Origin of the sequence: Microbacterium murale (genome assembly GCF_014635185.1) — a bacterium.
Taxonomy (GTDB): Bacteria; Actinomycetota; Actinomycetes; order Actinomycetales; family Microbacteriaceae; genus Microbacterium; species Microbacterium murale.
This window is the reverse complement of the sequence record NZ_BMCM01000002.1, coordinates 126,790-150,283: the sequence shown is the minus strand read 5'-3', so window position 1 is coordinate 150,283 and position 23,494 is coordinate 126,790. Positions and strand designations below refer to the sequence as shown.

General features: G+C 62.8%; 22 protein-coding genes. 20 read left to right on the top strand and 2 right to left on the bottom strand.

Annotated features, from left to right (window positions below; translation table 11 throughout):
• Nucleotides 1–4: 4 nt before the first annotated feature.
• The 20 genes from IEV67_RS07180 (at nt 5) to IEV67_RS07085 (ending at nt 21,261) form a co-directional block, all read left to right on the top strand.
• Nucleotides 5–1,000: a GDP-mannose 4,6-dehydratase gene (locus IEV67_RS07180; protein ID WP_188435911.1), complete on the top strand. Its 996-nt coding sequence runs from the start codon at nt 5–7 to the stop codon at nt 998–1,000.
• Entirely contained in the window at nt 997–2,154 is a 1,158-nt protein-coding gene (locus tag IEV67_RS07175; RefSeq protein WP_188435910.1) for a LegC family aminotransferase, read from the top strand. Before IEV67_RS07180 ends, IEV67_RS07175 begins: the two co-directional genes overlap by 4 nt.
• Nucleotides 2,151–3,314, top strand: a complete 1,164-nt coding sequence (gene neuC, locus IEV67_RS07170; protein ID WP_188435909.1) for a UDP-N-acetylglucosamine 2-epimerase — start codon at nt 2,151–2,153, stop codon at nt 3,312–3,314. The genes IEV67_RS07175 and neuC overlap by 4 nt, the downstream gene beginning before the upstream one ends.
• Nucleotides 3,311–4,405 (top strand): N-acetylneuraminate synthase family protein, encoded by a 1,095-nt coding sequence (locus IEV67_RS07165; RefSeq protein WP_188435908.1) that lies wholly within the window; start codon nt 3,311–3,313, stop codon nt 4,403–4,405. The genes neuC and IEV67_RS07165 overlap by 4 nt, the downstream gene beginning before the upstream one ends.
• Complete coding sequence (locus IEV67_RS07160) at nt 4,398–5,045, top strand: acetyltransferase (RefSeq protein WP_188435907.1); 648 nt, start codon at nt 4,398–4,400, stop codon at nt 5,043–5,045. Before IEV67_RS07165 ends, IEV67_RS07160 begins: the two co-directional genes overlap by 8 nt.
• Entirely contained in the window at nt 5,038–6,084 is a 1,047-nt protein-coding gene (locus tag IEV67_RS07155; protein ID WP_188435906.1) for a nucleotidyltransferase family protein, read from the top strand. The genes IEV67_RS07160 and IEV67_RS07155 overlap by 8 nt, the downstream gene beginning before the upstream one ends.
• On the top strand, nt 6,081–6,779 hold the full coding sequence (locus IEV67_RS07150) for an acylneuraminate cytidylyltransferase family protein (protein ID WP_188435905.1): 699 nt from the start codon (nt 6,081–6,083) through the stop codon (nt 6,777–6,779). The genes IEV67_RS07155 and IEV67_RS07150 overlap by 4 nt, the downstream gene beginning before the upstream one ends.
• Before the next feature lie 26 nt (nt 6,780–6,805).
• Nucleotides 6,806–8,227, top strand: a complete 1,422-nt coding sequence (locus IEV67_RS07145) for a hypothetical protein (protein WP_188435904.1) — start codon at nt 6,806–6,808, stop codon at nt 8,225–8,227.
• 102 nt (nt 8,228–8,329) lie between these two features.
• On the top strand, nt 8,330–9,268 hold the full coding sequence (locus IEV67_RS07140; RefSeq protein WP_188435903.1) for an ABC transporter permease: 939 nt from the start codon (nt 8,330–8,332) through the stop codon (nt 9,266–9,268).
• On the top strand, nt 9,265–10,002 hold the full coding sequence (locus IEV67_RS07135; RefSeq protein ID WP_188435902.1) for an ABC transporter ATP-binding protein: 738 nt from the start codon (nt 9,265–9,267) through the stop codon (nt 10,000–10,002). The genes IEV67_RS07140 and IEV67_RS07135 overlap by 4 nt, the downstream gene beginning before the upstream one ends.
• Nucleotides 9,999–11,933: a DUF6541 family protein gene (locus IEV67_RS07130; RefSeq protein WP_188435901.1), complete on the top strand. Its 1,935-nt coding sequence runs from the start codon at nt 9,999–10,001 to the stop codon at nt 11,931–11,933. The genes IEV67_RS07135 and IEV67_RS07130 overlap by 4 nt, the downstream gene beginning before the upstream one ends.
• 32 nt (nt 11,934–11,965) lie before the next feature.
• Nucleotides 11,966–12,694, top strand: a complete 729-nt coding sequence (locus tag IEV67_RS07125; RefSeq protein WP_188435900.1) for a glycosyltransferase family 2 protein — start codon at nt 11,966–11,968, stop codon at nt 12,692–12,694.
• Nucleotides 12,691–13,095 (top strand): DUF2304 domain-containing protein, encoded by a 405-nt coding sequence (locus IEV67_RS07120; protein WP_229702873.1) that lies wholly within the window; start codon nt 12,691–12,693, stop codon nt 13,093–13,095. The genes IEV67_RS07125 and IEV67_RS07120 overlap by 4 nt, the downstream gene beginning before the upstream one ends.
• A gap of 41 nt (nt 13,096–13,136) precedes the next feature.
• Nucleotides 13,137–14,288 carry a glycosyltransferase family 4 protein gene (locus IEV67_RS07115; RefSeq protein WP_188435898.1) on the top strand — a complete coding sequence of 384 codons (1,152 nt, stop codon included), beginning with the start codon at nt 13,137–13,139 and terminating at the stop codon, nt 14,286–14,288.
• Between the two features lie 102 nt (nt 14,289–14,390).
• Nucleotides 14,391–15,002 carry an acyltransferase gene (locus IEV67_RS07110; RefSeq protein ID WP_229702872.1) on the top strand — a complete coding sequence of 204 codons (612 nt, stop codon included), beginning with the start codon at nt 14,391–14,393 and terminating at the stop codon, nt 15,000–15,002.
• Nucleotides 14,999–16,096 carry a DegT/DnrJ/EryC1/StrS family aminotransferase gene (locus IEV67_RS07105; RefSeq protein ID WP_188435897.1) on the top strand — a complete coding sequence of 366 codons (1,098 nt, stop codon included), beginning with the start codon at nt 14,999–15,001 and terminating at the stop codon, nt 16,094–16,096. Before IEV67_RS07110 ends, IEV67_RS07105 begins: the two co-directional genes overlap by 4 nt.
• Nucleotides 16,093–17,079 (top strand): Gfo/Idh/MocA family protein, encoded by a 987-nt coding sequence (locus IEV67_RS07100; RefSeq protein ID WP_188436319.1) that lies wholly within the window; start codon nt 16,093–16,095, stop codon nt 17,077–17,079. The genes IEV67_RS07105 and IEV67_RS07100 overlap by 4 nt, the downstream gene beginning before the upstream one ends.
• A gap of 365 nt (nt 17,080–17,444) precedes the next feature.
• A complete protein-coding gene (locus IEV67_RS07095) occupies nt 17,445–18,332 on the top strand; it encodes a glycosyltransferase family protein (RefSeq protein ID WP_229702870.1) in 888 nt (295 codons plus the stop codon).
• Nucleotides 18,333–18,976: 644 nt separating this feature from the next.
• The gene (locus IEV67_RS07090) at nt 18,977–20,182 is read left to right on the top strand and encodes an ABC transporter ATP-binding protein (RefSeq protein WP_229702868.1); all 1,206 of its coding nucleotides are present in this window, start codon (nt 18,977–18,979) and stop codon (nt 20,180–20,182) included.
• The gene (locus IEV67_RS07085; protein ID WP_188435894.1) at nt 20,179–21,261 is read left to right on the top strand and encodes a glycosyltransferase family 2 protein; all 1,083 of its coding nucleotides are present in this window, start codon (nt 20,179–20,181) and stop codon (nt 21,259–21,261) included. Before IEV67_RS07090 ends, IEV67_RS07085 begins: the two co-directional genes overlap by 4 nt.
• Here the strand turns inward: IEV67_RS07085 and IEV67_RS07080 are convergent.
• Nucleotides 21,245–22,417 carry a glycosyltransferase family protein gene (locus IEV67_RS07080; protein ID WP_188435893.1) on the bottom strand — a complete coding sequence of 391 codons (1,173 nt, stop codon included), beginning with the start codon at nt 22,415–22,417 and terminating at the stop codon, nt 21,245–21,247. The two genes, IEV67_RS07085 and IEV67_RS07080, sit on opposite strands and share 17 nt — an antisense overlap.
• Nucleotides 22,414–23,463, bottom strand: a complete 1,050-nt coding sequence (locus IEV67_RS19160) for a glycosyltransferase (RefSeq protein ID WP_373284463.1) — start codon at nt 23,461–23,463, stop codon at nt 22,414–22,416. The genes IEV67_RS07080 and IEV67_RS19160 overlap by 4 nt, the downstream gene beginning before the upstream one ends.
• Between the last annotated feature and the right edge of the window lie 31 nt (nt 23,464–23,494).

Sequence of the window (23,494 nt, the reverse complement as noted above, 5' to 3'; positions counted from 1 at the left end):
GGGTATGAAGGTACTGCTCACAGGAGCTGACGGATTCATCGGATCACACCTCGCGGAGCAGCTCGTCCGGGATGGACACGAAGTCCGAGCGCTCGTCCTATACAACTCGTTCGATTCGCGCGGGTGGCTCGACGGCGTCGATCCGGAGGTCGCGGCTCAGATCGAGTTCGTTCCGGGCGACGTGCGGGACCCGGCGCTCATGATGTCGGCAGTCCGAGACCGCGATGCGGTGCTCCATCTGGCAGCGTTGATCGCGATTCCGTATTCGTACGCCGCTCCGGATCTATACGTGCAGACGAACATCCAGGGCACGCTCAACCTGCTCAACGCCGCTCGTGCCGCGGACGTCAGCCGCTTCATCCACACCTCCACCAGCGAGGTGTATGGGACGGCGCGTTACGTTCCGATGGATGAGGGGCACCCGCTCCAGGGTCAGTCGCCGTACTCCGCCTCGAAGATTGCCGCCGATCAGATGGTCAACTCGTATCATGCGTCATTCGGGCTCCCCACGGTGACGATTCGGCCCTTCAACACGTTCGGGCCGCGTCAGTCCGCCCGCGCTGTGATCCCGACGATCATCAGCCAGCTCGCTGCCGGGAAGCGGGAGATTCAGCTCGGCGCGATCACTCCCACGCGTGATTTCACTTACGTGCCCGACACAGTGTCCGGGTTCACTGCCGCGCTCACGAGCACGGCAGGAGTAGGTGAAGTCATCAACCTCGGCGTCGGGTTCGAAGTCTCGATCGGTCAGACGTTCGAACTCATCGCGGAAGCAATGGGCATCGACGCCACCGCGACTGAGGACCCGGCCCGATTGCGCCCCGCCAACTCTGAGGTAGAACGACTGTACTCCGACAACACGAAGGCGCAGGAAGTTCTTGGCTGGAGCCCGCGGTACGACGGTGTCGACGGATTCCGCGAGGGTTTGCGTGCGACCGCCGAGTGGTTCACCGACCCGGCGAACTTGGCTCGTTACCGCACCGACGCCTACATCGTATGAGTGACGCCAAGGACTTCGTCCGCACGATCCGTGGGGTGGTCGGCGAGGACTCGTTCGTCGGCCTGCATATCCCAGATATCACCGATGTCGAGAAGCAGAAGGTGCGGGAGTGCCTCGATTCCACCTTCGTGTCGAGCGTGGGAAGTTTCGTCGGAGAGTTCGAGCAATCGATCGCGGAGCTCACCGGCGCCGGGTACGGTGTCGCCGTGTCCAACGGGACTTCAGCGCTCCAGGTGGCACTGGAACTTGCCGGAGTAGGAGCGGGCGACGACGTGATCGTGCCGACGCTGTCGTTCGTCGCCACTGCGAACGCGGTGTCGCACGCCGGTGCGCAACCGTATTTCGTGGACAGCGATGAGGAGACCCTCGGTCTCTCGGTCGAGGCTGTGGAGGCGGTGCTCGCCGCCGCGCGATCTACGCCGGAGGGCCTTGTCAACGGCGTCACCGGACGTCGAATCGGAGCAATCGTCCCGATGCACACGCTGGGCCACCCGATGCGCATTGTCGAATTGGTCGCGCTTGCCGACGCCTACGGAATTCCGGTGGTGGAGGATGCCGCCGAGTCGCTCGGCAGCCGTGCCGGCACTTCGCACACAGGAACGTTCGGGACGCTCGGAATTCTCAGCTTCAACGGCAACAAGATCCTCACCACCGGTGGCGGGGGAATGATCCTCACGAGCGATGAAGAACTCGCGCGCCGCGCGCGGCATGTCACCACGACAGCCAAGCTGCCGCACCGGTGGGAGTTCGAGCATGATGAGGTGGCCTACAACTACCGAATGCCGAATCTCAACGCCGCACTCGGAGTTGCGCAGTTGAAACGACTTCCCGAGTTCCTTGCAGCCAAGCGACGGCTCGCCGATCGCTATCGGGATGCTTTTGAGGACTTGTCCGGGGTGCATTTTCTCTCCGAGCCGGACGGCACCGAAAGCAACTATTGGCTCTGTGCAGTGCGCGTGACCGGCGGAGTCGAAAGGCGCGATGAGCTGCTCGAGGCCACGAACGATGCGGGACTGCAATGTCGCCCGTTCTGGAATCTTCTCCATCGGCAGGCGCCATATCGCCATCTGCCGCATGCCCCCACTCCGGTGGCTGACGCTCTTCAAGCCAGCGTGGTGTGCATTCCGAGCTCGCCGGCCCTGGCGGCGGCATGAGGAAGATCGCTGTTCTCACCGGTACCCGCGCTGACTACGGCCTCCTGAGAGGGCTGCTGCAGGAGATCGAGGCGGACGAAGCGCTCGAGCTGCAACTCATCGTCACCGGTACACACCTCAGCGACGCTTTCGGGCGCACTGAGTCGGAGATCGAAGATGACGGACTCAGGGTCGCTGCATCCGTGCCGATCTGGTCAGCAGACGACAGCCGGTTGGGCGCGGCCGAAGACGTCGGCAGCGCACTGCCGCGTTACGCGCGTGTGCTGACCGACCTTGCGCCGGACATCCTTGTCGTCCTGGGTGACCGTCTCGAGGCATTCGCGGCGGCAGCTGCCGCGACGGTCGTTTCGGTTCCGCTGGCGCACATCCACGGTGGAGAACTCACCGAGGGCGCGATGGATGACGCGCTGCGCCACTCGATCACCAAGATGGCGTACCTCCATTTCACGTCGACCGAAGACCATCGTCGACGCGTGATCCAAATGGGGGAGCAGCCGGACCGGGTGTATTTCCACGGGGCACCGATCGTCGACGCGCTCAGCGCGCTTGAACTTCTTCCTCGGGAGGAGGTGGAGCGGCGCTTCGGCGTCCGGCTTTCGCAGCCGACCGCGCTCGTGACGTTCCACCCTGCTGTGATGGACGTCGATGCTCCTGAGGTCGTGCTGGAAGAGCTCCTCGTTGCTCTCCTCGAGGTGGACGGACTGCATGTGGTAGTCACGGGATCGAACTCCGACATCGGCACCGCGGATGTCCGTCAGCGCATCGCGGCGTTCGTAGAGTCCAACACGGACCGTGTGGACTTCGTCGAATCATTCGGTCAGCTCGGGTATCTGAGTGCCATGTCAGCGGCGACCGTCGTGGCCGGGAACTCATCCAGTACCGTGCTGGAGGCACCAGTACTCGGTACTCCGTCCGTACTGGTCGGGGATCGGCAGAAGGGGCGGCCGCTCGCGTCCAGCGTCGCCACGCCGGACGCAAACCGCACTGCCATCGCGTCCGCCCTGAGAGATGCGATCCGGGGGGTGCAGGATCAGTCGGACATCGACATCTTTGGTCATCCCGGATTCGCTGCCCGCACTGCTGCGACGCTACGCGACGCGACGATTCCTACGCCGCCGCGCAAGAAATTCCACGACCTCGAGGAGGGATCGGGATCATGACCGAACACGTTTTCGTGATCGCTGAAGCCGGAGTGAATCACAACGGCTCCGTCACCACGGCAGAGGAGCTCGTAGACCTCGCCGCGTCCGCCGGTGCCGATGCGGTGAAGTTTCAGACGTTCTCGGCAGACGGCCTCGCGCTTGAGAGCGCCGAGCTGGCCGCCTACCAGCGCACGTCCGATGATGATCGTCGTTCGCAGCATGACCTGCTCCGCCAACTCGAGCTGAGCCATGCAGAATTCCGACGCCTTCGAGATCGCTGTGAGTCTCGCGGGATCGAGTTCCTCTCGACAGCATTCGACATCGCGGGCCTCGACTTCCTCGTCACAGAGCTGGGGATCCCCAAGGTCAAGATTGCATCCGGCGACCTGACCTTCGCGCCGCTTCTGGTCGCAGCCGGTCGGACCGGGCTGCCTGTCATCTTGTCCACTGGGATGGCTGAGATGGCCGAGATTGAGCGTGCGCTGCGCTTCATCGCTGCGGGGCTGTTGCAATCGCGGGGGCAGCTTGACGCCGTACGGCTCACGGATGACGTTCTGGAGAACGCATGGCAGCGTCGCAATGACGAAGTCGCGTTCGCGCAGCATGTCACGATCCTTCACTGCACGACCGAGTACCCCGCTGCCGACGAGCATCTGAACCTACGCGCGATGCAGACGATCGCCACGACCTTCGGGCATCAGGTCGGCTACTCCGACCATTCGCTCGGGTCGCTCGGGTCGGTGCTTGCCGTCGGGCTCGGTGCCACGGTCGTCGAAAAGCACTTCACCTTCGACGTGCGGGCCGAGGGCCCCGATCATGCGGCGTCCCTCGACCCAGACGGCTTGCGAGACTACGTCGCCGACCTCCGTCGCGTGCCGGTGATGCTGGGGTCAACCGAGAAGAGATGTCAGCCGGTGGAGGAAGGCAACCGTGCGGTTGTCCGACGTAGCCTGGTGGCGACCACCGATATCAAAGAGGGTGCGATCGTCGCTGACGTCGACGTCGCGTGCTTCCGCCCGGCAAGTGGGCGTACCTCGTTCGACTACTGGGATGTGGTGGGTGCGCCTGCGTCCCGTGACTACCGGCGTGGTGAGCTCATCGATGGCTGATCTCGTACTTCTCGGCGCAGGAGGGCACGCGCATTCGGTGCTCGCGGCGCTCGCGATGTCAGGCAGAAGCGCGTACGGTTACCTCGCCCCCGAACCTTCGGCGCGACTCTCTGGGCTTGCTCATCTTGGTGGTGATGAGTTTCTCGACGTACTCGACCCGCGCGAGGTCGACATCGTCAACGCCATGGGATCCGTCTCATCCACGGCGGCGCGCCGTCGACTGCACTTGGCAGCGACCTCACGAGGGTTCACCGTCGTAACGATCGTGCACCCGCGTGCATTCGTCGATCCTTCTGTGTCCGTGCCTGCCGGTGTGCAGGTGATGGCGGGCGCCGTCATCAACGCGGGTGCGCAGATCGGAACGGGTGCGCTGATCAATTCGGGCGCGATCGTCGAACACGACACGGTGATAGGCGAGCACGCCCATGTCGCTCCCGGCGCCCTCCTGGCCGGGGATGTTGTGATCGAGGCGAGCGCCCACATCGGAATGGGAGCAATGGTCCTCCAAGGACTGACGGTAGGGTCGGGGAGTGTCGTCGGCGCGGGCGCGGTCGTCACCCACTCGGTGCCCGCAGATGCCATCGTCGTGGGAGTACCCGCACGGCCGTTCCAGGAGTTGAGGGCGAGAGAGCATGATTGACAGAGGCATTCTCGTCGTCGAGCCGGAGACGAGTATTCGCGCCGCGCTCATGCAACTCGATCGCGGTGCTGTTCAGGTGGTCTTCGTTGAGGACGCGGACGGGCGGCTCGTGGGCGCTGTCAGCGATGGCGACATCCGGCGAGGATTGTTGGCGGGAACATCTTTGGATGCGCGCGTGGACACGGTGATGAATCGCCACCCTGCTTCGGTTTCTCCGACAACGAGCCAGGAGGATGTGGATGCTCTGAAGGCGCTCCGCGGCATCCGCGTGGTCGCGGTCGTGGACGGCGACGGCCGAATGGTCGACGTGGTCGGCGAACTGGCGCACATTGCCACCCCACTGAACACTCCTGTGGTGCTGATGGCCGGAGGACGAGGGCAGAGGCTCTATCCGATCACCAAGGACATCCCCAAGCCGCTTGTGCCCCTCGGCGACGTGCCGATGATCGATATCATTCTCGGCCGGCTGCACGATCAGGGGTTCCGTCGGATCCACGTGTCTGTGAATCACCTCGGTCACCTCATCGAGGAGCACCTCGGTGACGGGAGCTCGCGCGGCCTGGAGATCACGTACCTCCATGAGCCCGCACCGCTGGGTACAGCCGGTGCACTGGCGCAGCTTCTTGACGCGATCGCTGAACCCTTCGTGGTGATGAACTCGGATCTGCTCACAATGGTGGATCTTCGAAGAATGCTCGCGTTCCACACAGAGGCCGCCGCGTCCGCGACCATCGGTGCACGGGAGTACGGATTCGAGATCCCGTACGGGGTGATCCGGCGGGAGGGTGACATCGTCACTGCGCTCGCTGAGAAGCCGTATCACAGCGAGCTGGTGAGCGCGGGCATCTACGTCCTGGACCCGCGCGCGCTTGATCTGCTCGCGCCAGACGAGTACTGCGACATGCCGACGCTGCTGGCGCGGCTCATGGATGACGGCCGAAAGGTGGGGGCGTTCGAGATTCACGAGGAGTGGATCGACGTAGGACGCCCGGAGGATCTCGAGCGCGCGCGTCAGGCGTGGGAACGGAGTCGGCGATGAGGATCTGCACGATCACGGTGCGAGCCGGTTCGAAGGGTGTGCCGGGAAAGAACCTGCGGGTCGTCGCAGGCCGGCCGCTGTTCGGTCACTCGGTGGCGCAGGCAGTTGCGTCGGGGCTATTCGACGAAGTCGTCGTGTCAAGCGATTCCGAAGACATCCTTGCTCTGGCACCCTCGTTCGGTGCCACCGGGGTAGTACGGCGTCCGCCAGAGATGGCGACGGACACAGCGGGGAAGGTACCGGCGATCGCGCATGCCGTACGTTCGACCGAGGAACGAACCGGTGCTCGGTACGAGGTGTGTGTCGATCTCGATGCGACGAGCCCGCTGCGCACCGTTGACGACATCCGGATTGCAGTACGCATGTTCGAGGACGCTGATGTCGACTCGCTCATCACCGGAGCAGAGGCTCGCCGAAATCCCTACTTCAACCTCGTTGAAGAACAGCCAGACGGCACGGTCGCGGTGAGTAAAGCACCGGACGACGCCGTCTTACGACGGCAAGATGCACCACGCTGCTTCGACATGAATGGCTCGATCTACGTATGGCGACGTCAAGCGTTGCTCGAAGAACAAGTGGTCTTTTTCTCGTCCACGATTCTGTACGAGATGCCGGCAGACCGGTCGATCGATGTCGACAGTGAGTTCGACTTCCGGGTTGTGGAATGGCTGATGAATCAGCGGGCGGACCTGTGACGGAACCACGATGGAAACCGTCGGTGGTGACGACCAGATCCATGCAGTCGCTGCTTGATCTCGAGGATGCTGCCCCGGACGAGTTGCTTGAGGTCCTGCCTGGATCCACGGTGCCGTTCTGGGCTCAGGTTCGAATGCAGATAGCTTGGGCGCTTTCCGAGGAAACGACGGGGAGTGTGGCGGTGAAGACCGATGACTGGACGCGTTGGAAGGAGGCGAAGCGCCTCGCGAAGGCGTTTCTGCCGAACCGTTGGGACGCGCGGCAGTTCGCACGCCGGCATGACGTGATGTTCTACGTCGGCGGGGGCACCCTGAGTACGAGCGACGGTCGGGCGCGAAACTGGTTGGTCGACGACTTCGCCGAAACGTCTGGCAATGCGACCATCGTCCAGCGGCGCCCGCTGCCTTCACCGATAGGCCGCCCTGCCTTCACACCCACACTGAGCATGGAGGGGGGAACCGCACGATCCCGGTTGTGGGCGCGCGGGTACACGACGCCACCGGAAACGGTGAAGGCCATCGACCGTCTGATGAAGGCTTTCGCCCAGCGGCTTGGAGTCTCTGACGATCAGATCGCCGGAATCAGGTCGCGGGTGATGCGCGCCGAAGCGCATCGACCGTACGAACTGGCCGAGCTCCGCCATGTCCTGGGACGGGTCAAGCCTCGAGTTGTGATCATGGATACCGCCTCGTACACCTACAACGGCGAGACCGTCGGGGTGTTCAAGGATGCCGGAGCATATGTCGCGGAACCTCAGCACGGATGGATCGGTCCATCGCATGCGGCGTACAACTACGGAAGGGTGTTCAAGCATCCGTCGTTGCTGAGGGGACTCCCAGATGAGGTCCTCACATTCGGTGACTTCTGGTCCGAATCGGTGCGTATGCCTGTTCCCGTGACGGCGATCGGCAAACCACATCTCGAGAATCGCGTGAGGTCTGCTCCGGCGAACAGGCCGCGTCAGATCCTTGTCATATCTTCAAGGGCTGAGCCCGAAGCGACAGACGCCTTCGTGATGGATCTTCGCGCAGCCGTCGACGCTGACTGGAACATCGTGTTCCGACCGCATCCCGCGGAACGCGGGGCCGTCGAAAGTCGTTATCCGCTCATCGTTCAAGATGACCGCGTGTCGATCGACCGTGCGTCGGACGTGTACGAGTCGCTCGCGGAGGCGCGTGTGGTCGTCGGCGTGGCCAGCACCGTACTGTTCGAGGCGGTCGCCTTCGGGTGCCAGGTCGTCGCGCGCGAGAACGCATTCGCGGCAAGCATCATCGGCGACACCTTCGGTCCTCGTGTCCAGACGGCATCGGAAGTTGCTGAACGGATCGCTGGAACAGAGCATTCATCGTCGACGAGCGCTGCCACCGATCCGTATATCTGGAGGCCTGACGCGGTCGAGGGATATCGTGCCTGGCTGGCGGGCCGTCTCAGTCTGTCAACCTCGTGAACGCTGCGGCGGCTTCAGCCAGCGAAGTCAGGCGTCAGGATCCGTACCGTAAACTACTGAATTCGAGGCGGCCTGTGCCGCTGTCGCCGAGTGAGTGGGCCCGTGACTGACACCCGAGATCTTTTCGCTACTGTCCCGCGTTCTGACTTCGACACCCCTGGTAAGAGCCGCGGGCTGATTGATGTCGTGCGCTGGCGATATCTGCTGAACCTGCTCGTCCGCACCGGTGTGACGACTCGCTACCGCAACTCCGTGTTGGGGTGGACATGGTCATACGTCCGGCCGGCGGCGCAGTTCTTGGTGTTCTGGATCGTTCTCGGCGTCTTCATGAACCTCGACCGCGACGTTCCGAACTACGCGGTGTACCTCTTCTCCGGCATCGTCGTCATCAATCTGTTCTCCGAGGGATTCAAGAACGCCACGACGTCGATCGTGGGCAATGCACCCTTGGTGCGAAAGGTGTTCCTGCCGAGGCAGCTGTTCGCCGTATCCGCGGTCATCGTCTCGTTCGTGCACTTCCTGCCGCAGGTCGGACTGCTGCTGCTCGTGTGCCTGCTGATGGGATGGATCACACACGTCTCAATCTTCGGCGTGCTGGCGATCTTCGCCGCGATGGTGATCGTGATGCTCTTCTCGCTCGGAGTCGGGTTGTTCTTCGGGGCGATCAACGTTCGTTACCGCGACGCGGAGAACATCGTCGAGCTGATGTTGCTCCTCGCCACATGGGCGTCTCCCGTGCTCTACTCCTGGACGATGGTGCAGGAAGCCGTTGTCGACCGACTGCAGTGGCCCCAGTGGCTGGTCGAGGTGTATCTGCTGAACCCGATCACGCACGGTGTCGAGCTCTTCCACTATGCATTCTGGAGACCCGCTACTGAGGGTCTGGTGTCCGCCGCTGGCTACGGCGGCGATCAGATGATGGCAATCCCGCCGGGACTGGCATGGAACACGCTCTGGACGTTCCTGATCGCACTCGGCACGCTGCTTCTGGGACAGTTGATTTTCCGTCGCCTCGAAGGAAGGTTCGCACAAGACCTATGAGCGATCAGGCGGCGATCAAGCCGAGCATCATCATCGACGGTGTGAAGAAGCGATTCACACTCAATCACGCGTTCTCGCTGAAGGACACCGTCGTCTCCTGGATCAAACGGCGCCAGCTCACGAGCCAGTTCGAGGCACTCAAAGGTGTGGATCTGGTCATCGGCGAAGGGGAGTCCGTCGCGGTCCTCGGCCTGAACGGATCGGGCAAGTCCACGCTGCTCAAGCTCGTCTCCGGTGTGATGGAACCTGATGAGGGGGAGGTCCTTACTCGCGGACGTGTCGCTGGACTCATAGAAGTCGGCGCCGGGTTCCATCCCGAACTCTCGGGCCGCGAGAACGTGTTTCTCAATGCTGCGATACTCGGTATGAAGAGACATGAGATCGAAGCGCGGTACGACGAGATCGTGGCGTTCAGCGAGATCGAACAGTTCATCGACCAAGAGGTCAAGCACTATTCGTCGGGTATGTTCATGCGTCTTGCCTTCTCGGTGGCCATTCACGTTGAACTTGACGTGCTGCTCGTCGACGAGATCCTTTCGGTCGGCGACGCGCCGTTCCGTGAGAAGTGCCGCCTCAAGTTCGAAGAACTCATCGCACGGGGCAAGACGCTCGTCGTCGTGAGCCATGACATGGAGATGGTTCGGGAACTGTGCTCCAGGGGCGTGGTGATCAACAAAGGCGAGGTCATCTACGACGGTGAGATCGAAGGTGCGATCGCTCTGGTGGACAAGTGATCCTGGATTGGCTGGGGCAGACGCCGATTCTGCTGGCGTCGTTGCTCGTCGTCTTCGTCCCTGGGACCGTCGCGATGTTCGGCGCGGGGCTGCGTGGGCTCGCGCTGTTCGCGACCGCACCGCTGTTCACAGTGGCCGCCACAGCGGTGATCGCGGTGGCATTCGGCGCAGTCGGTATCGGATGGTCGCCGCTGAGCTGGGGAATCGCTGTGCTCCTCCTCATCGCCGTCTCCTGGGCGATCAGTTGGGCACTCGGCCACAGGATTCCATGGTCGTCGTCGGCAACGACCGGCCGTCGATGGATTATCCCCGTCGCCCTCGCCCTGGGCATCGTGATCGCAATCTGGCGACTCGCAGGCTATATCTCGGACCCGTCCGGAATCTCTCAGACGAACGACGCCGTGTTCCACATGAACGCGATCCGATTCATCCTCGAGACCTCGGACGCATCCTCGATGCACGTCAACGCCGTTATCGGAGGACAGAGCTTCTATCCCGCTGCATGGCATGGCGTGGTGTCGTTGATCGTGATGATCACTGGGGCTGAGATTCCGGTGACTGCGAACATCGTGTCTGTCGTGATAGGCGCGTTCATCTGGCCGCTTGGCATCGCCTGGCTCGCCCGAACCCTTACCGGGTCAGACAGTGTGGCCGGATACGCTGCAGTTCTTTCCAGCGCCCTGCAGACGTTTCCATTACTGATGTTCCAATGGGGCGTGCTGTTCCCGAATGCGCTGTCCATCGCGCTCATCCCGGCAGGTGTCGCGCTGGTCATGTCGTTGCCGCGCTGGAGCGTCGGTGCAAAGCCCTGGCAGGCGGTAGTTCGTGGTGCGCTTCTCATACTCGTGACGATGGGGGCGCTGCTTCTTTCGCAGCCCGCGGCGATCCTCCCGTGGGCGGCGATCCTCGTGACGTGGCTGACCTTCCGGCTTGTTGACAGGGCGGCGATGATCGGCCCCGCGCGGGCTGCCGCGTTGGGCGTGATCGCTTGGCTTGCTCTCATCGCAACGTGGCTTTTCCTTGCCAACGGCACGAGCGGGTCACACTGGCCACCGTTCCGCGGCAAGCTCGAAGTCGCCTTCGACGTCCTCCTCAACGGGCATGTGCTCGTCCCTTTCGCATTCGGGATCAGCGTGCTGATGATCATCGGACTCGTGATTGCGCTGCGTCACGGCAGGCTGCGATGGTTCGCTGTCGCGTGGCTCGGGATCTCGTTGTTGTACGTCATGGTCGCAGCGATCGGGAACCCGTTCATCCGCGCCGAGATCCTCGGCGCTTGGTATGCAGATCCCTATCGCATCGCCGCGCTCGCGCCGATCGTCGTGATCCCACTCGCGGCGATCGGCGTCGACGGGATCGCACACGCGATTGCGCGCTTGGTGCATCGCTCGCCGAGCACGTCGGCCGCGCGTCTGCTGGCGTTGGGGGGAACGGCGGTCTTCATGATCGTTCTCGTGTTGCTACGCCCTGTGGCGATGCCCGCCGTTCTCGAGGGCACATACGACCGGGAGTCGCGATATCTCGCCATGGCGGACGCCTATCTGAATCCGGATGAGCGAGCCCTGCTCGAGTCTTTGGATGAATTGGTAGATGCTGATGCTCGTATCATCGGCAACCCGTCGACGGGCACGGCGTTCGGCTATTTCCTTAGCGGACTCGACGTCTATCCCCGAACGTGGTCACCGCCGACGAGCGGAGCCTGGACCATCCTCGCAGCTGATCTCAGGGATGTCGCTGAGGAACCTCAGGTCTGCGAAGCCCTCGCTGCGTACGACGACCCGGAGTACGTACTCGACTTCGGTATCGGTGAGCAAGGTCCTGGGCGGTATCAAATGCCAGGCATGACCGATTTCGCCGGACAGGACGGATTCGAGTTGGTCGTGCAAGAAGGTACGGTCTCACTCTGGCGGATCACGGCGTGCGCTCAGTAACCTCGCCGGACCGGTCGATAGGATCTCAATCGATGCGTCCGGTCGATCGATCCGTTCTCGTCGTCATTCCGGCGCTGAACGAAGAGGATTCCGTCGCGGACGTGGTCCGCGACGTCAATCGTGCTATTCCGCTGGCACAGTGTCTTGTCGTCGACGACGGGTCGTCAGATCAGACCGGCCTGCGCGCGCATGCAGCAGGTGCAATCGTGCTCACCTTGCCGTACAACCTCGGGGTCGGCGGGGCAATGCGCGCGGGGTTCCGTTTCGCTCGAAACCATGACTTCTCCGTCGTCGTGCAGGTCGACGCCGACGGACAACATGACGCATCTGCAATCCCGACGCTTCTGGACGGACTAACTGACTCTGACCTCGTGATCGGTGCTCGATTCGCTGGTGTCGGATCTTATTCCGTCAAGGGACCGAGGCGATGGGCGATGCGCTTGTTGGCGGTGGTGGTGAGTCGTGTCGCGAATACTCGACTCACTGATGTGACGAGCGGATTCAAAGCGGCCGGACCACGGTCTATTGAGGTCTTCGCGGATAATCTTCCTGCGGAGTATCTCGGTGACACGGTTGAAGCTTTGGTGATTGCGGCCCGTTCCGGCCTTCGTATCCAGCAGATCCCCGTCGAGATGCGCGTTCGCCAGGGTGGGGAACCGTCACACCACCCGGTGAAGGCGGCCGTCTACCTGGTGCGAGCGTGCGCGGCCTTCGCGTTGGCCATGATGCGCCCGCGGTCCGGAAAGGACATCGCATTATGAACGGCGTGACTTACGCTTTCGGCATCGTAGCCGCCTTATTGGTTCTCGTCGCGATCGTCGAACTGATGCGCAAAGGCACGCTCCGTGAACGTCATGCGGTGTGGTGGTTCTTCGGCGGTGTCCTCGCACTCGTCATAGCTGTCTTTCCGCAGGTGCTCACGTGGGCCTCGACGTTGCTCGGAATCTCGGTTGCGACAAACCTCGTGTTCTTTGTCGCGATCGGACTTTTGTTCGTCGTGACGCTCCAATATGGGGCGGAGTTGACCCGTATCGAGTCACGGATGCGCGATCTCAGTGAGCACGCGGCGTTCACCGAGCAGCGCCTACGCGTACTAGAGTCGAAGGCCGCTTCGGAGGCAGTTGAACGAACATCCGATGAGGGCGAGACCGGCGACCAATGAGAACGAAGCGACGCAGATCTGAAGTCCTTGGCGCGCTTCGCTTGACGATCGTCTCGCGTATCTACACTCCTGAACCGTCTGCAGGCTCGATGAGGTTGCAGGCACTGGCAACCGAACTCGGTCGCCAGGGTCATGACGTGACGGTGTTGACAACGAAGCCTCCCAAGAGCATCCCATTGGGGCAGACGTCGGGAGAGACGATTCGTCGTTGGCCCGTCCTTCGCGACAGCGCGGGTTACGTTCGCGGTTACCTTCAGTACTTGAGCTATGACGTACCGCTGTTCTTTCGCGTACTTCTTTCGTCACGCCCAGATGCGTACATTGTCGAACCGCCGCCGACGACTGGCGCGATCATGCGTGTTGCCTCCTGGATCCGTCGACGCCCGTATATCTACTACGCGGCTGATATCTGGTCTGACGCAGCCCAGATGACAGGAGTTGCCGCCTGGGTGATAAAGGCAGTGCGAGCAGTTGAGCGGTTTGCGCTGCTCGGCGCGGCCGAGAACCTCGTCGTCTCCGACGGCGTCGTTCAGCGTATCGAGGCGCTGGCTCATGGATCGCCGACGGTGGTGGTCGGACACGGTGTGGACACCAGCTTGTTCTCGCCTCATGGAGTGGGCGTGGACAACCCATCTGACATCGTCTACGTCGGAACGATGAGCGAGTGGCACGGTGCAGGCATAGCCATTGAGGCGCTCGCCATCGTGATGCAGGACGATCCTTCCGTTACCGCGACATTCATCGGCCAAGGGACTGACAAGCAACTGCTACAAGAAACCGTCGAAGAGTACGGCTTGGCGGACCGTATCCGTTTCCTGCCCCCTGTTCCAGCCGAAGACGCGGCTCGATGGACGAGATCTGCGCGCGTTGCGCTCGCGACGCTCAAGCCAAGCGTCGGGTACGACTTTGCGGTGCCCACGAAGCTCTACGCCGCCATCGCTGTAGGTACGCCAATTGCATACGCAGGCCCAGAGGCTCTGCGGGAAGTCGTCACTGACAACGCACTAGGAAAGGCGGCGCCGTTCGACGCCGTCGAATTCGCTGACGCGATCCGACTTCTTCTCGACCGCAATGACGCCGAACCAATCCCGAGTCTGGTGCGATGGGCGCATCACAATGTGTCAGCTCAGGCCGTTGCCGAACGAGCCGTTGCGGCGGTTCTGAGCGCTGCGCGCAGTAGGCGGGGACGCTAGGGAAGACGCCGGGCGCACGGAGAAGGCATCCAGTTGCCGCGCGATAGACTTGCTGACTGTCGGGTGGCCGTGGCGTGCGGACACCGGCCCAAGGAGCATCCATTGAGCAAATTTCCTCGTGTGCGCATCGTTACCTCAGCCGATGTGTCGCCCGAAGCCGCAGTCGGCGATGGATCTTCCATCTGGCATCTCGCGCAAGTACGCGAGCGCGCCAGTCTGGGGGAAAACTGCATCGTAGGGCGCGGCGCGTACATCGGCACCGGCGTGATCATGGGCGACAACTGCAAAGTGCAGAACTACGCCTTAGTGTATGAGCCCGCGAAGCTTGCCGATGGCGTTTTCATCGGACCAGCCGTCGTGCTGACCAATGACACCTATCCGCGCGCGATCAATGCAGACGGATCTCAGAAGAGCGCGCAGGACTGGGAGCCTGTCGGTGTGACGATCCAAACCGGTGCTTCCATCGGTGCACGGGCGACTTGCGTGGCCCCCGTCACGATCGGAGCCTGGGCGACCGTCGCGGCCGGCGCGGTCGTGGTCAAAGATGTCCCTGCATATGCGCTTGTCGCCGGCGTTCCGGCGCGGCGCATCGGCTGGGTGGGCGAATCCGGCGTTCCGTTGACGCCCGGTGACGCCGATGGAGTGTGGGTGTGTCGGACCAGTGGGGCCCGTTACATCGAGACTGATGAAATTTTGACCAAGGAGTCTGTGTGAGCGAGTTCATTCCCCCGGCGAAGCCGATCATTGGTGACGAGGAGCGGGAGGCGGTTGACCGTGTGCTGCGCAGTGGCATGGTCGCTCAGGGGCCGGAGGTCGCGGCGTTCGAGTCGGAGTTCTCAGAGCACTTCGTGCCTGGCCGACCGTCGGTCGCTGTGAACTCGGGAACCGCGGGGCTGCATCTCGGCTTGCTGGCGGCGGGTGTGGGTGCGGGCGATGAGGTCATCGTCCCGTCGTTCACGTTCGCCGCGACGGGGAACTCTGTTGCGCTGACGGGGGCGACGCCGGTGTTCGTGGACATCGAGCCCGACACGTTCAGCTTGGATCCGGAGGCGGTCGCCGCGGCGATCACGACGAAGACGAAGGGCATCCTCCCGGTGCATCTGTATGGGCACCCGGCCCGGATGCGGGAGTTGGAGGCTCTCGCGGCGGCGCGGGGTGTGGCGTTGTATGAGGATGCGGCGCAGGCGCATGGGGCGTCGTTGGATGGGCGTCCGGTCGGTTCGTTCGGTGAGTTCGCGATGTTCAGCCTGTATCCGACGAAGAACATGACCAGTGGTGAGGGCGGGATGGTCACCGCCGCGAACGAGGAGATCGCTCGCCGGTTGCGGTTGCTGCGCAACCAGGGCATGGAGCGGCAGTACGAGAACGAGATCATCGGGTTCAACGCCCGCATGACCGACATTCACGCCGCGATCGGCCGGGTGCAGTTGACGAAGGTCGACGCGTGGACGGCGCAGCGTCAGGCCAATGCGGCGTTCTTGGATGCGAACCTGCACGGTGTGGTCACGCCGCCGGTCGTTGAGGGTGCGGTGCATGTGTATCACCAGTACACGATCCGTGTTCCCGAGGACCGGGACGGGTTCGTCGCGGCGTTGAAGGCCGAGCACAATGTCGGTGCGGGCGTGTATTACCCGATCCCGAACCACCGCCTGCCATCCCTGGCGCCGTATGCGCCGGGCCTGGACCTTCCCGAGACGGAACGAGCCGCCCGCGAGGTCGCATCGTTGCCCGTGCACCCGTCGCTGTCGCAGGACGACCTCGAACGCATCGTCGCCGCCGTCAACACCGTTACCAAGGCAGGCGCCTGATGGTGCTGCGCGCGGGGCTTCTAGGCGTAGGCATGATGGGGCGTCATCACGCTCGTGTGCTGCGCGAACTCGACGGCGTCGAACTGGTCGCCATCGCGGACCCGGGCGGTGACCCGCACGGCGTGGCCGGTGACCTGAAGGTTCTTCCGGACATCGAGGCGCTGATCGGCGCCGGCATCGACATCGCCGTCGTCGCGGTTCCGACACGCTTCCATGAGGACGCCGCGTTGAAGCTCGCTGCCGCCGGCGTTCACACGCTGGTGGAGAAGCCGATCGCTCACACCCTCGAAGCCGGGCAGCGGATGGTCGATGCATTCCGTGATGCCGGGCTCGTGGGTGCGGTGGGTCATATCGAGCGGTTCAACCCGGCGCTGCAGGAAGCCCGTCGTCGGATCGAGGCGGGCGAACTCGGCGCGGTCTATCAGGTCGCGACGCGCCGGCAGGGCACATTCCCGGCGCGGATCGCGGATGTCGGGGTCGCGAAGGATCTGGCATCGCATGATGTGGATCTCACGGCGTGGGTCGTGCAGTCCGACTACGAACGGGTGTTCGCACAGACGGCATTCAAGTCCGGTCGTGAGTATGAGGACATGATCACGATCACGGGGCGCACGAAGTCGGGTGTCATCGTGAACAACATCGTGAACTGGCTCTCCCCGATGAAGGAGCGCGTCACAGTCGTCACGGGGGAGAAGGGTGCGTTCGTCGCGGATACCGCGACCGGCGACCTCACTTTCTACGCGAACGGCACCATTCCCCTGGAATGGGAATCCGTGTCATCCTTCCGCGGGGTCTCCGAAGGAGACGTGACCCGCTACTCGTTCGCGAAACGTGAGCCGCTGCGCGTCGAGCACGAAGCATTCCGTGACGCCGTCCTTGGCCAGCAGACGGACGTCGTCACCATGGAACAAGGCCAACGCACCCTCGTCGTCGTCGAAGCCGCACTCGACTCCGCGCGCACCGGCGATTCGATCAAGCTTTGACGCAAGCGATGGGCGCCGATCAAAACCGGGTGAGAGTGACTCCTGAAGTGACAGACGCTAAGACTCGCAGCGCTCTCGTGTTGTCCTATTCTGAGATCGTCTCGGACCCAAGAGTTCATCGCGAGATCGATTGGCTTGTCGAGGACGGGTGGTCGGTCGACACGCTTGGTATCGGCGACCGCACCGCAGCGGCTGTACGAGATCATTTCGAGATCGCTAGGCCTGTCTCATGGACCCGCGGACGCGTGGGCATGCTTCTCATACACACACTTCTGCCTGATCGCTTGCGCTTCAAGGTCCTCATGTCGTCCCGTATACCGGTAGCACTGCGGCGAAGAGTGCGCGCGGGCCAGTACGATCTCGTGGTGTTCAATGAGCTCGAATTCGCGCCCTGGATCGATGAGAAGCGAGACTTTACCATCGCCGCCTTGCGTGGATTACGTCATCTCGATCTGCATGAGTACCACAATCCCGATGTTCGGCGAAAGAATTTCGGCGGGAAGGTCACCGGACCGCACTACCGATGGGGGCGGGCACACATCGCTTCGGATCGGTTCACCAGCAGGTCTGTGGTGAACGGACCGATCGGAAGACTGTATGCCGCGGAATTCGGCATTGACCCACCGGTCCAGGTCCGCAATGCGCCTCCTCACGAACCCGATCTCGTCCCGAGCGCTGTCGACGGTGACGACATCCGCTTGCTGTTTCACGGACTGCCGAGTTGGTCGCGCGGGTTCAAGGAGATCTTGGCCGCTTTGCGGGAGCTGCCGCCTCGGTTCTCGATGACGTTCATGCTCACGTCGAATCCGCCGGTGCACGCGATGTTACGTAAGGAGCTGGAGACACATCCAGCCCGCGAACGCATCCGGATCGTACCCCCTGCCCCGATGCGCGAGATCGCCGAGTGCATCAATGAGTATGACGTCGAGATCGTCTTCTATAAACCGACCGGAATCAATCTTCAGTACGCGATGCCTAACAAGTTCTTCGAGGCAGCGCAGGGTCGCCTTGCGCTGGTGGTGGGCGAGACGGAGACAATGGCGCCGATCGTTCGGAAGTACGGTCATGGACTTGTGGTTCCTGAGTTCACGTGGGAGTCATTGCGCGACACCTTGGATGAGCTGGACGCAGATTCGGTGAGCGCGATGAAGGCCAAGTCTGCGGCTGTAGCTGCGGACATCAACTCCGCCGCTGAAGGCCGGGCGTTCCTCGCCGCCATCAATGGATCGAGAATCTCGGGGGATGTGCGATGAAGGCAAACTGGGCGCTGTACCGCGAAGTGCTTCGCGTGCTACCTCGCAGTGCAGGCCAGTTTCTCTCTGTCTACGCCGCTGTGATGGGCGTTCTTGCGCTCATGGACGGGCTTGCGCTTGGGTTACTTGCCGTCGTGATCGCCCCTCTGGTCAGCAATTCGCCGCTGGTCCTGCCGATCGTGGGACGGCTCGAAGGAGCGCAGATCCTCTGGCCGCTATCCATCGTGTGCGGGCTCATCGTGCTCAAAGGCATACTGACACTCACATTGCAGTGGTTCGCGACCCGGCGCTTCGCACGTTACGAGCTTGAACTCGGGGTGCGTGTCTTCGATGGTTACATCCGAGCTCCGTGGGTGGAACGACTGCGTCGCAATTCTTCGGACCTTGTGCGCATCACGGACTCAAGTGTCAGCACCACGATCTCGGGGTTCCTTCTCCCAGGCGCCTCGCTGATAGGCGAGTTCATGAGCTTCTTCTCACTCATCCTCGTGCTCGCGATCGCGCAGCCGTTCGTCGGATTGGTGACAATCGTCTATCTTGGTGTGATCGCGCTCCTGCTGCAGTTGCAGATCTCTCGTCGTTCAAAGCAGGCCGGGCTCGTCGCACTCCGCTATTCGCTGCGCTCTTCCCGACTCATCACTGAGATGATCGGCGCGCTCAAAGAAGTGACTCTACGAGGAAGCGCAGCAGATGTCGCAGGCGTCGTTCGCGAGAATCGTGCCCACGCCACCCGCGCCCGTGCGAACTCGCAGTTTCTCGCCCAGGTCCCGCGGCACATCATGGACGTGGCACTGATCGGCGGCATCGTGCTGGTCGGGGGCGCGGGCTTCGTCACGGGCGGTAACGTCCAGGGCGCGATCGCGTCGATCGCGCTCTTCGGCCTGGCCGGATTCCGGCTTGCACCCTCTCTTGTGCGGTTTCAAGGCGTGCTGCAACAACTCAATGTCTCGACGCCCCACGCGCGAGCTGTGCTGGATGAAGTTCGCAACTCCGACCGCTATATGGAGGCCGCTCGTGTTGGCGACACGAGTGTCCTGCCGGAAGCGCCTAAGAGTCTCAGGTTCCGTGACGTGAGCTTTCGTTACTCACCTGAGGCGCCCGACGCCGTGCGAGGTGTGTCGCTGGAGATACCATTCGGTTCACAGGTGGCGTTTGTCGGGGCGTCTGGCGCCGGCAAGTCGACGATGGTTGATCTTCTCCTCGGTCTGATCGAGCCAACGAGCGGTGCGATCTCGGTGGACGATGTGCCGCTGCACGGTGTCGTGAACGCATGGCGTTCGCAGATCTCATACGTTCCCCAGGACGTGTCTCTCTTCGATTCGACGGTCGCCCAGAACGTGGCGCTCAGCTGGCGCAAGGACTTCGACCGCGATCGCGTGCGCTCCGCGCTCGACCAAGCGCAACTCTTGACTCTGATCGACGCGCGCGACGGTGGCATCGACGGTCGCATCGGTGAGCGTGGCCTGGCGCTCTCGGGTGGACAGCGTCAGCGCCTCGGTATTGCACGAGCTCTGTACACCGAGCCTCGGGTCCTCGTGATGGATGAAGCCACCAGTGCGCTTGATACCGCGACGGAAGCGGCGGTCACGAATGCCATCGAACGCCTGCGGGGCCGCGTCACGACGATCACCGTGGCACATCGGCTGTCGACTATCCGGAACGCGGACCGGATCTTCTTCATGCGAGACGGAGACGTCGCCGCCTCTGGAACCTTCGAAGAGGTCGTCGCGGCCGAGTCAGAATTCGCGTTGCAGGCCGCGCTCGCCGGACTGGTCGATCTGGACAGTGCTGAGCGGACGAGTCCCGACGAACCCCGGATCCTGCCTGTCGAGGAGGACGACGTAAAATGACTGACGCAGAGATCATCATCGGCGTCCACAACTCGACACGCCCGGTGGATCGCGCGGTGTCTTCCCTTCTGTCGAATCAGCGAGACATACGCGTGACCGTGATCGCGCACAATATCGACGTCGAGCTGGTCATCTCGCGGCTCGGCACTCTCGCCGTAGATGATCGGGTCCGCGTACTCTCTCTCCGGGACGGTGTACGGTCGCCTGCGAACGCATTCAACTTCGGCCTGGAGCGCGCGGAGGCCGAGTTCGTAGGGCTTCTGGGGTCGGACGACGAACTCGCGCCCGGTGCACTCGACGCCTGGCTCGGTCTTGCAGAACAACACGCGGCCGACGTTGTCATCGCTCCGATACGCCGGATCGAGTCCGGTGCGGTCCCGTCGCCGCGTGTTCGGCCATATCGAACCCACGATCTGGATGGGGACCGCGATCGACTGTTCGAACGCAGTGCGCCTCTGGGTCTCTGGCGACGCACGCGATTCGAGAGCCTCCGCTTCACCGAGGGGCTGCCTCGGGGCGTCGACCAGGCATTCGGTCTGCATCTCTGGTTCAGCGGCGCGTCGATCGCGTTCGATCCTGGTTCGCCGCCCTACCTTGAGCACGACGACCAGAAGGATCGGGTGACGAAGGGTGGTGGACCCGCGGCGGATGACCTTGCATACCTTGACGCCATCGAATCTGATTCGGTCTTCTCCCGAATGTCACCGAGCGCGAAAAGGGCGGTTGCGGCCAAGATCATCCGCGTGCACTTGATCGGTTCCATCTCCACACACATCAACGACGGGGGGCTCCTGCCATCGGATCGTGCGACGTTCGTCGCAATCTGGGAGCGGCTCCGGCGATGGGCGCCCGGAGTAAATGGGATCCTGGCGATTCGTGACATCCGGATTCTCAACGAGGCCGTGCGGCCCGCCGCGACCGAGGCCACGCTGAGGGCAGCTCTGGGCGACCGCAGCCGCTACCTCGCGTTCGAAGTGCTGGTGACGTCCAATCCACTCCGTATATTGCACCGACACGCACCTTTCCGTTCGCTGCTGAGCGGTAGGGGTGTCGCGCAGAGAGTCAATGCGGCGCGCTGAGCGCGTCGATCGCCTTCGCCCACACAGGGAGCTGGGTGGCGGAGGAAAGAACCTCTGAGGCTCGATCCGCGGCTCTCTTCCATTCCGAGACTCTCGCTGCGGTCAACGCATCAAGGGTTGCTCGGATGTCCTCCACCTCGAAACCGGAGGTCACCGTGCCGAGGTCGTGCTCGTTGATGAGGCGTGCCATGCCTGGGGTCGGTCCGATGATGATCCCGAGCCGCGCTTGCACGAAGTCGAAAAATTTGTTCGGCAGCGCGAGCGCCTGGTTCGTGACCGTCGGCGGCAAGACATGGATGCCGACGTCGAAGGAGTTCAGGGTCTGCAGAAGGTTCTCATGCGCCACAGGCGGAATCATCCGCACGCGCGGTCCGAGTTCGAGGGCGAGCGCCTCGAGTTTGGACACATACGCCGGCGTGTTCGGCGTGAGGAGTACCGAGAGCTCGATGTCCGCGGTGCTCTCCGCGACCGCCCGCATCATTTTCTCGATCTTTCTCGTGGGCAGCGCCGCGCCCGCGTGCACAAGTCGTATCGGCGAGCTGACCGCGCCGGGGGTGAAGCCCTTCCGTTCCGGCGCGTTCACGACGACTGCGGCGTGCACTCCGTGCTGGTGGTAACGATCGGCGATCTCTTCACCGACCGTCGTAGCGGAGGCGGCCCGTGGGGCATATTTCTCGACCAGCCAAGTCAGATATGGCTGGCGTAGACGGCGCCACTGGGCGCTGTCGTCGTGCAGACCCGGGTAGTACTCATGCAGGTCGGTATGAGTCGTGTCAGGGGCTAGATGCAACGCAAGCGGCACAGTGTAAATGTCGTTCGCGAGAATGCGTTCAGGACGGTACAGTCGAAGCGCGCGCCGCGTGGCTCGCACCAGCGGGTCCGACCAATACATCAGCCGATACAGCTTGAGACGCAGCAGCGCCGCCTCCGCATAGCCGCGGATCCGCCGGGAGAGCCCGACGTGTACGTGGATTTCGTGATGTTGGCCAACCCCGGGCGCGGCCGGCCCGAAGCCGACGGTCGTGAGGTCATAACGCCCCTGGAACAGCTCGATCTGTCGCAGTACACGAGCATCCCTGGCGATGGGCGAATACGAGATGATGAGCAGCGGCGGCTTAGTGTCCGAAGAGACGGCGGCTTCGGAGCTGGGCATCATGGTGCGACCTTCGCTTCGTGGAGAACTGATGCGGCGGCGTACGCGACCTCGTACAGTTCGAGAACTCGGTCGGGTGTGAATCGGCCGCTCACAGTAGCCGCGACATGAGTCGGATCGAGACGGCCGAAAGCATCAACGACTTCCTGCACGGCGTCCGCATACGCCTGCGCGGATCTATCAGCCACGAGGACGCCGTTGTCCGTATTCACGTAGTCACGCTGGCCGCCTCGGGCTCCCATCACCACGGGGCGGCCGTGCGAGATCGCCTCGATGGCGCTCAGGCAGAGTGTCTCACTTCGTGTCGGCAGCAGGAAGATTTCAGCGGCTGCGAGTTCGGCCGCCACACCGCTGTGGTCCAGTACGCCCAACAGCGTGACGTTCGCACCGCCCTGGATTCGTTTCTCGACCTCCTCGCGCATAGGACCGTCTCCGACCCAGCGAAGCGTCGCGGGGATGCCTCGGCTGCGAAGCTCCTCGATCGTCTCGATCGCGAGCATGGGATCTTTGCCTTCCACGAGGTTCGCGACTGTGACGAGTCGCAGCTCGTCCGAGGTGTGTCGCACCGGCTTTGGAAAGGCAGGCAATACGACGGAGGGCACGATCATCGTGGTGCCGCTTCGATGTTCGCGCACGCGTTCGAGCAGGAATGTGCTCACTGCTGTGACCACATCCGGTCGTCGTAACAGACGCGACGTCAGCGCGAAGATGAATCTGCCCTGTGCGTTGAAAGACTCGGAGTTCGCGACCCCCGACCAGTGCTCCGAGTGCACCCATGGACGCTTGACGCGGTGCCAGGCGAACGGCAAGAGAGCTTGGAAGGCGTGCGAGTGGATGAGATCGACGCTTTCGATCATCGGTCGGACTCGCTTCCAGGCTCGAAACGGGGCGAGTGGATCATTGCGCGCCATGGGGATCCGGTGCACTCGCATGGTCGAACTACTATCCGCTGCGATATCGTCGTCGCTGAGCAGGCTTGGGTCGACAAGATGAACGATCTCGATTTCGTGATGTTCGCTGAGTAGTTCCGCATCGCGCCGGACGAACACCCCGGATACCGGCGAGGCGAGTGTCGGAAAC

Excerpts from the sequence above, each read along its gene's own strand:
- IEV67_RS07085 (WP_188435894.1), top strand. The coding sequence starts at position 20,179 with ATGACTGACGCAGAGATCATCATCGGCGTCCACAACTCGACACGCCCG.
- IEV67_RS07125 (WP_188435900.1), top strand. The coding sequence starts at position 11,966 with ATGCGTCCGGTCGATCGATCCGTTCTCGTCGTCATTCCGGCGCTGAAC.
- IEV67_RS07160 (WP_188435907.1), top strand. The coding sequence starts at position 4,398 with ATGGCTGATCTCGTACTTCTCGGCGCAGGAGGGCACGCGCATTCGGTG.
- IEV67_RS07120 (WP_229702873.1), top strand. The coding sequence starts at position 12,691 with ATGAACGGCGTGACTTACGCTTTCGGCATCGTAGCCGCCTTATTGGTT.
- IEV67_RS07080 (WP_188435893.1), bottom strand. The coding sequence starts at position 22,417 with ATGATGCCCAGCTCCGAAGCCGCCGTCTCTTCGGACACTAAGCCGCCG.
- neuC (WP_188435909.1), top strand. The coding sequence starts at position 2,151 with ATGAGGAAGATCGCTGTTCTCACCGGTACCCGCGCTGACTACGGCCTC.
- IEV67_RS07090 (WP_229702868.1), top strand. The coding sequence starts at position 18,977 with ATGATCGGCGCGCTCAAAGAAGTGACTCTACGAGGAAGCGCAGCAGAT.
- IEV67_RS07150 (WP_188435905.1), top strand. The coding sequence starts at position 6,081 with ATGAGGATCTGCACGATCACGGTGCGAGCCGGTTCGAAGGGTGTGCCG.
- IEV67_RS07175 (WP_188435910.1), top strand. The coding sequence starts at position 997 with ATGAGTGACGCCAAGGACTTCGTCCGCACGATCCGTGGGGTGGTCGGC.
- IEV67_RS07155 (WP_188435906.1), top strand. The coding sequence starts at position 5,038 with ATGATTGACAGAGGCATTCTCGTCGTCGAGCCGGAGACGAGTATTCGC.
- IEV67_RS07165 (WP_188435908.1), top strand. The coding sequence starts at position 3,311 with ATGACCGAACACGTTTTCGTGATCGCTGAAGCCGGAGTGAATCACAAC.
- IEV67_RS07180 (WP_188435911.1), top strand. The coding sequence starts at position 5 with ATGAAGGTACTGCTCACAGGAGCTGACGGATTCATCGGATCACACCTC.
- IEV67_RS07135 (WP_188435902.1), top strand. The coding sequence starts at position 9,265 with ATGAGCGATCAGGCGGCGATCAAGCCGAGCATCATCATCGACGGTGTG.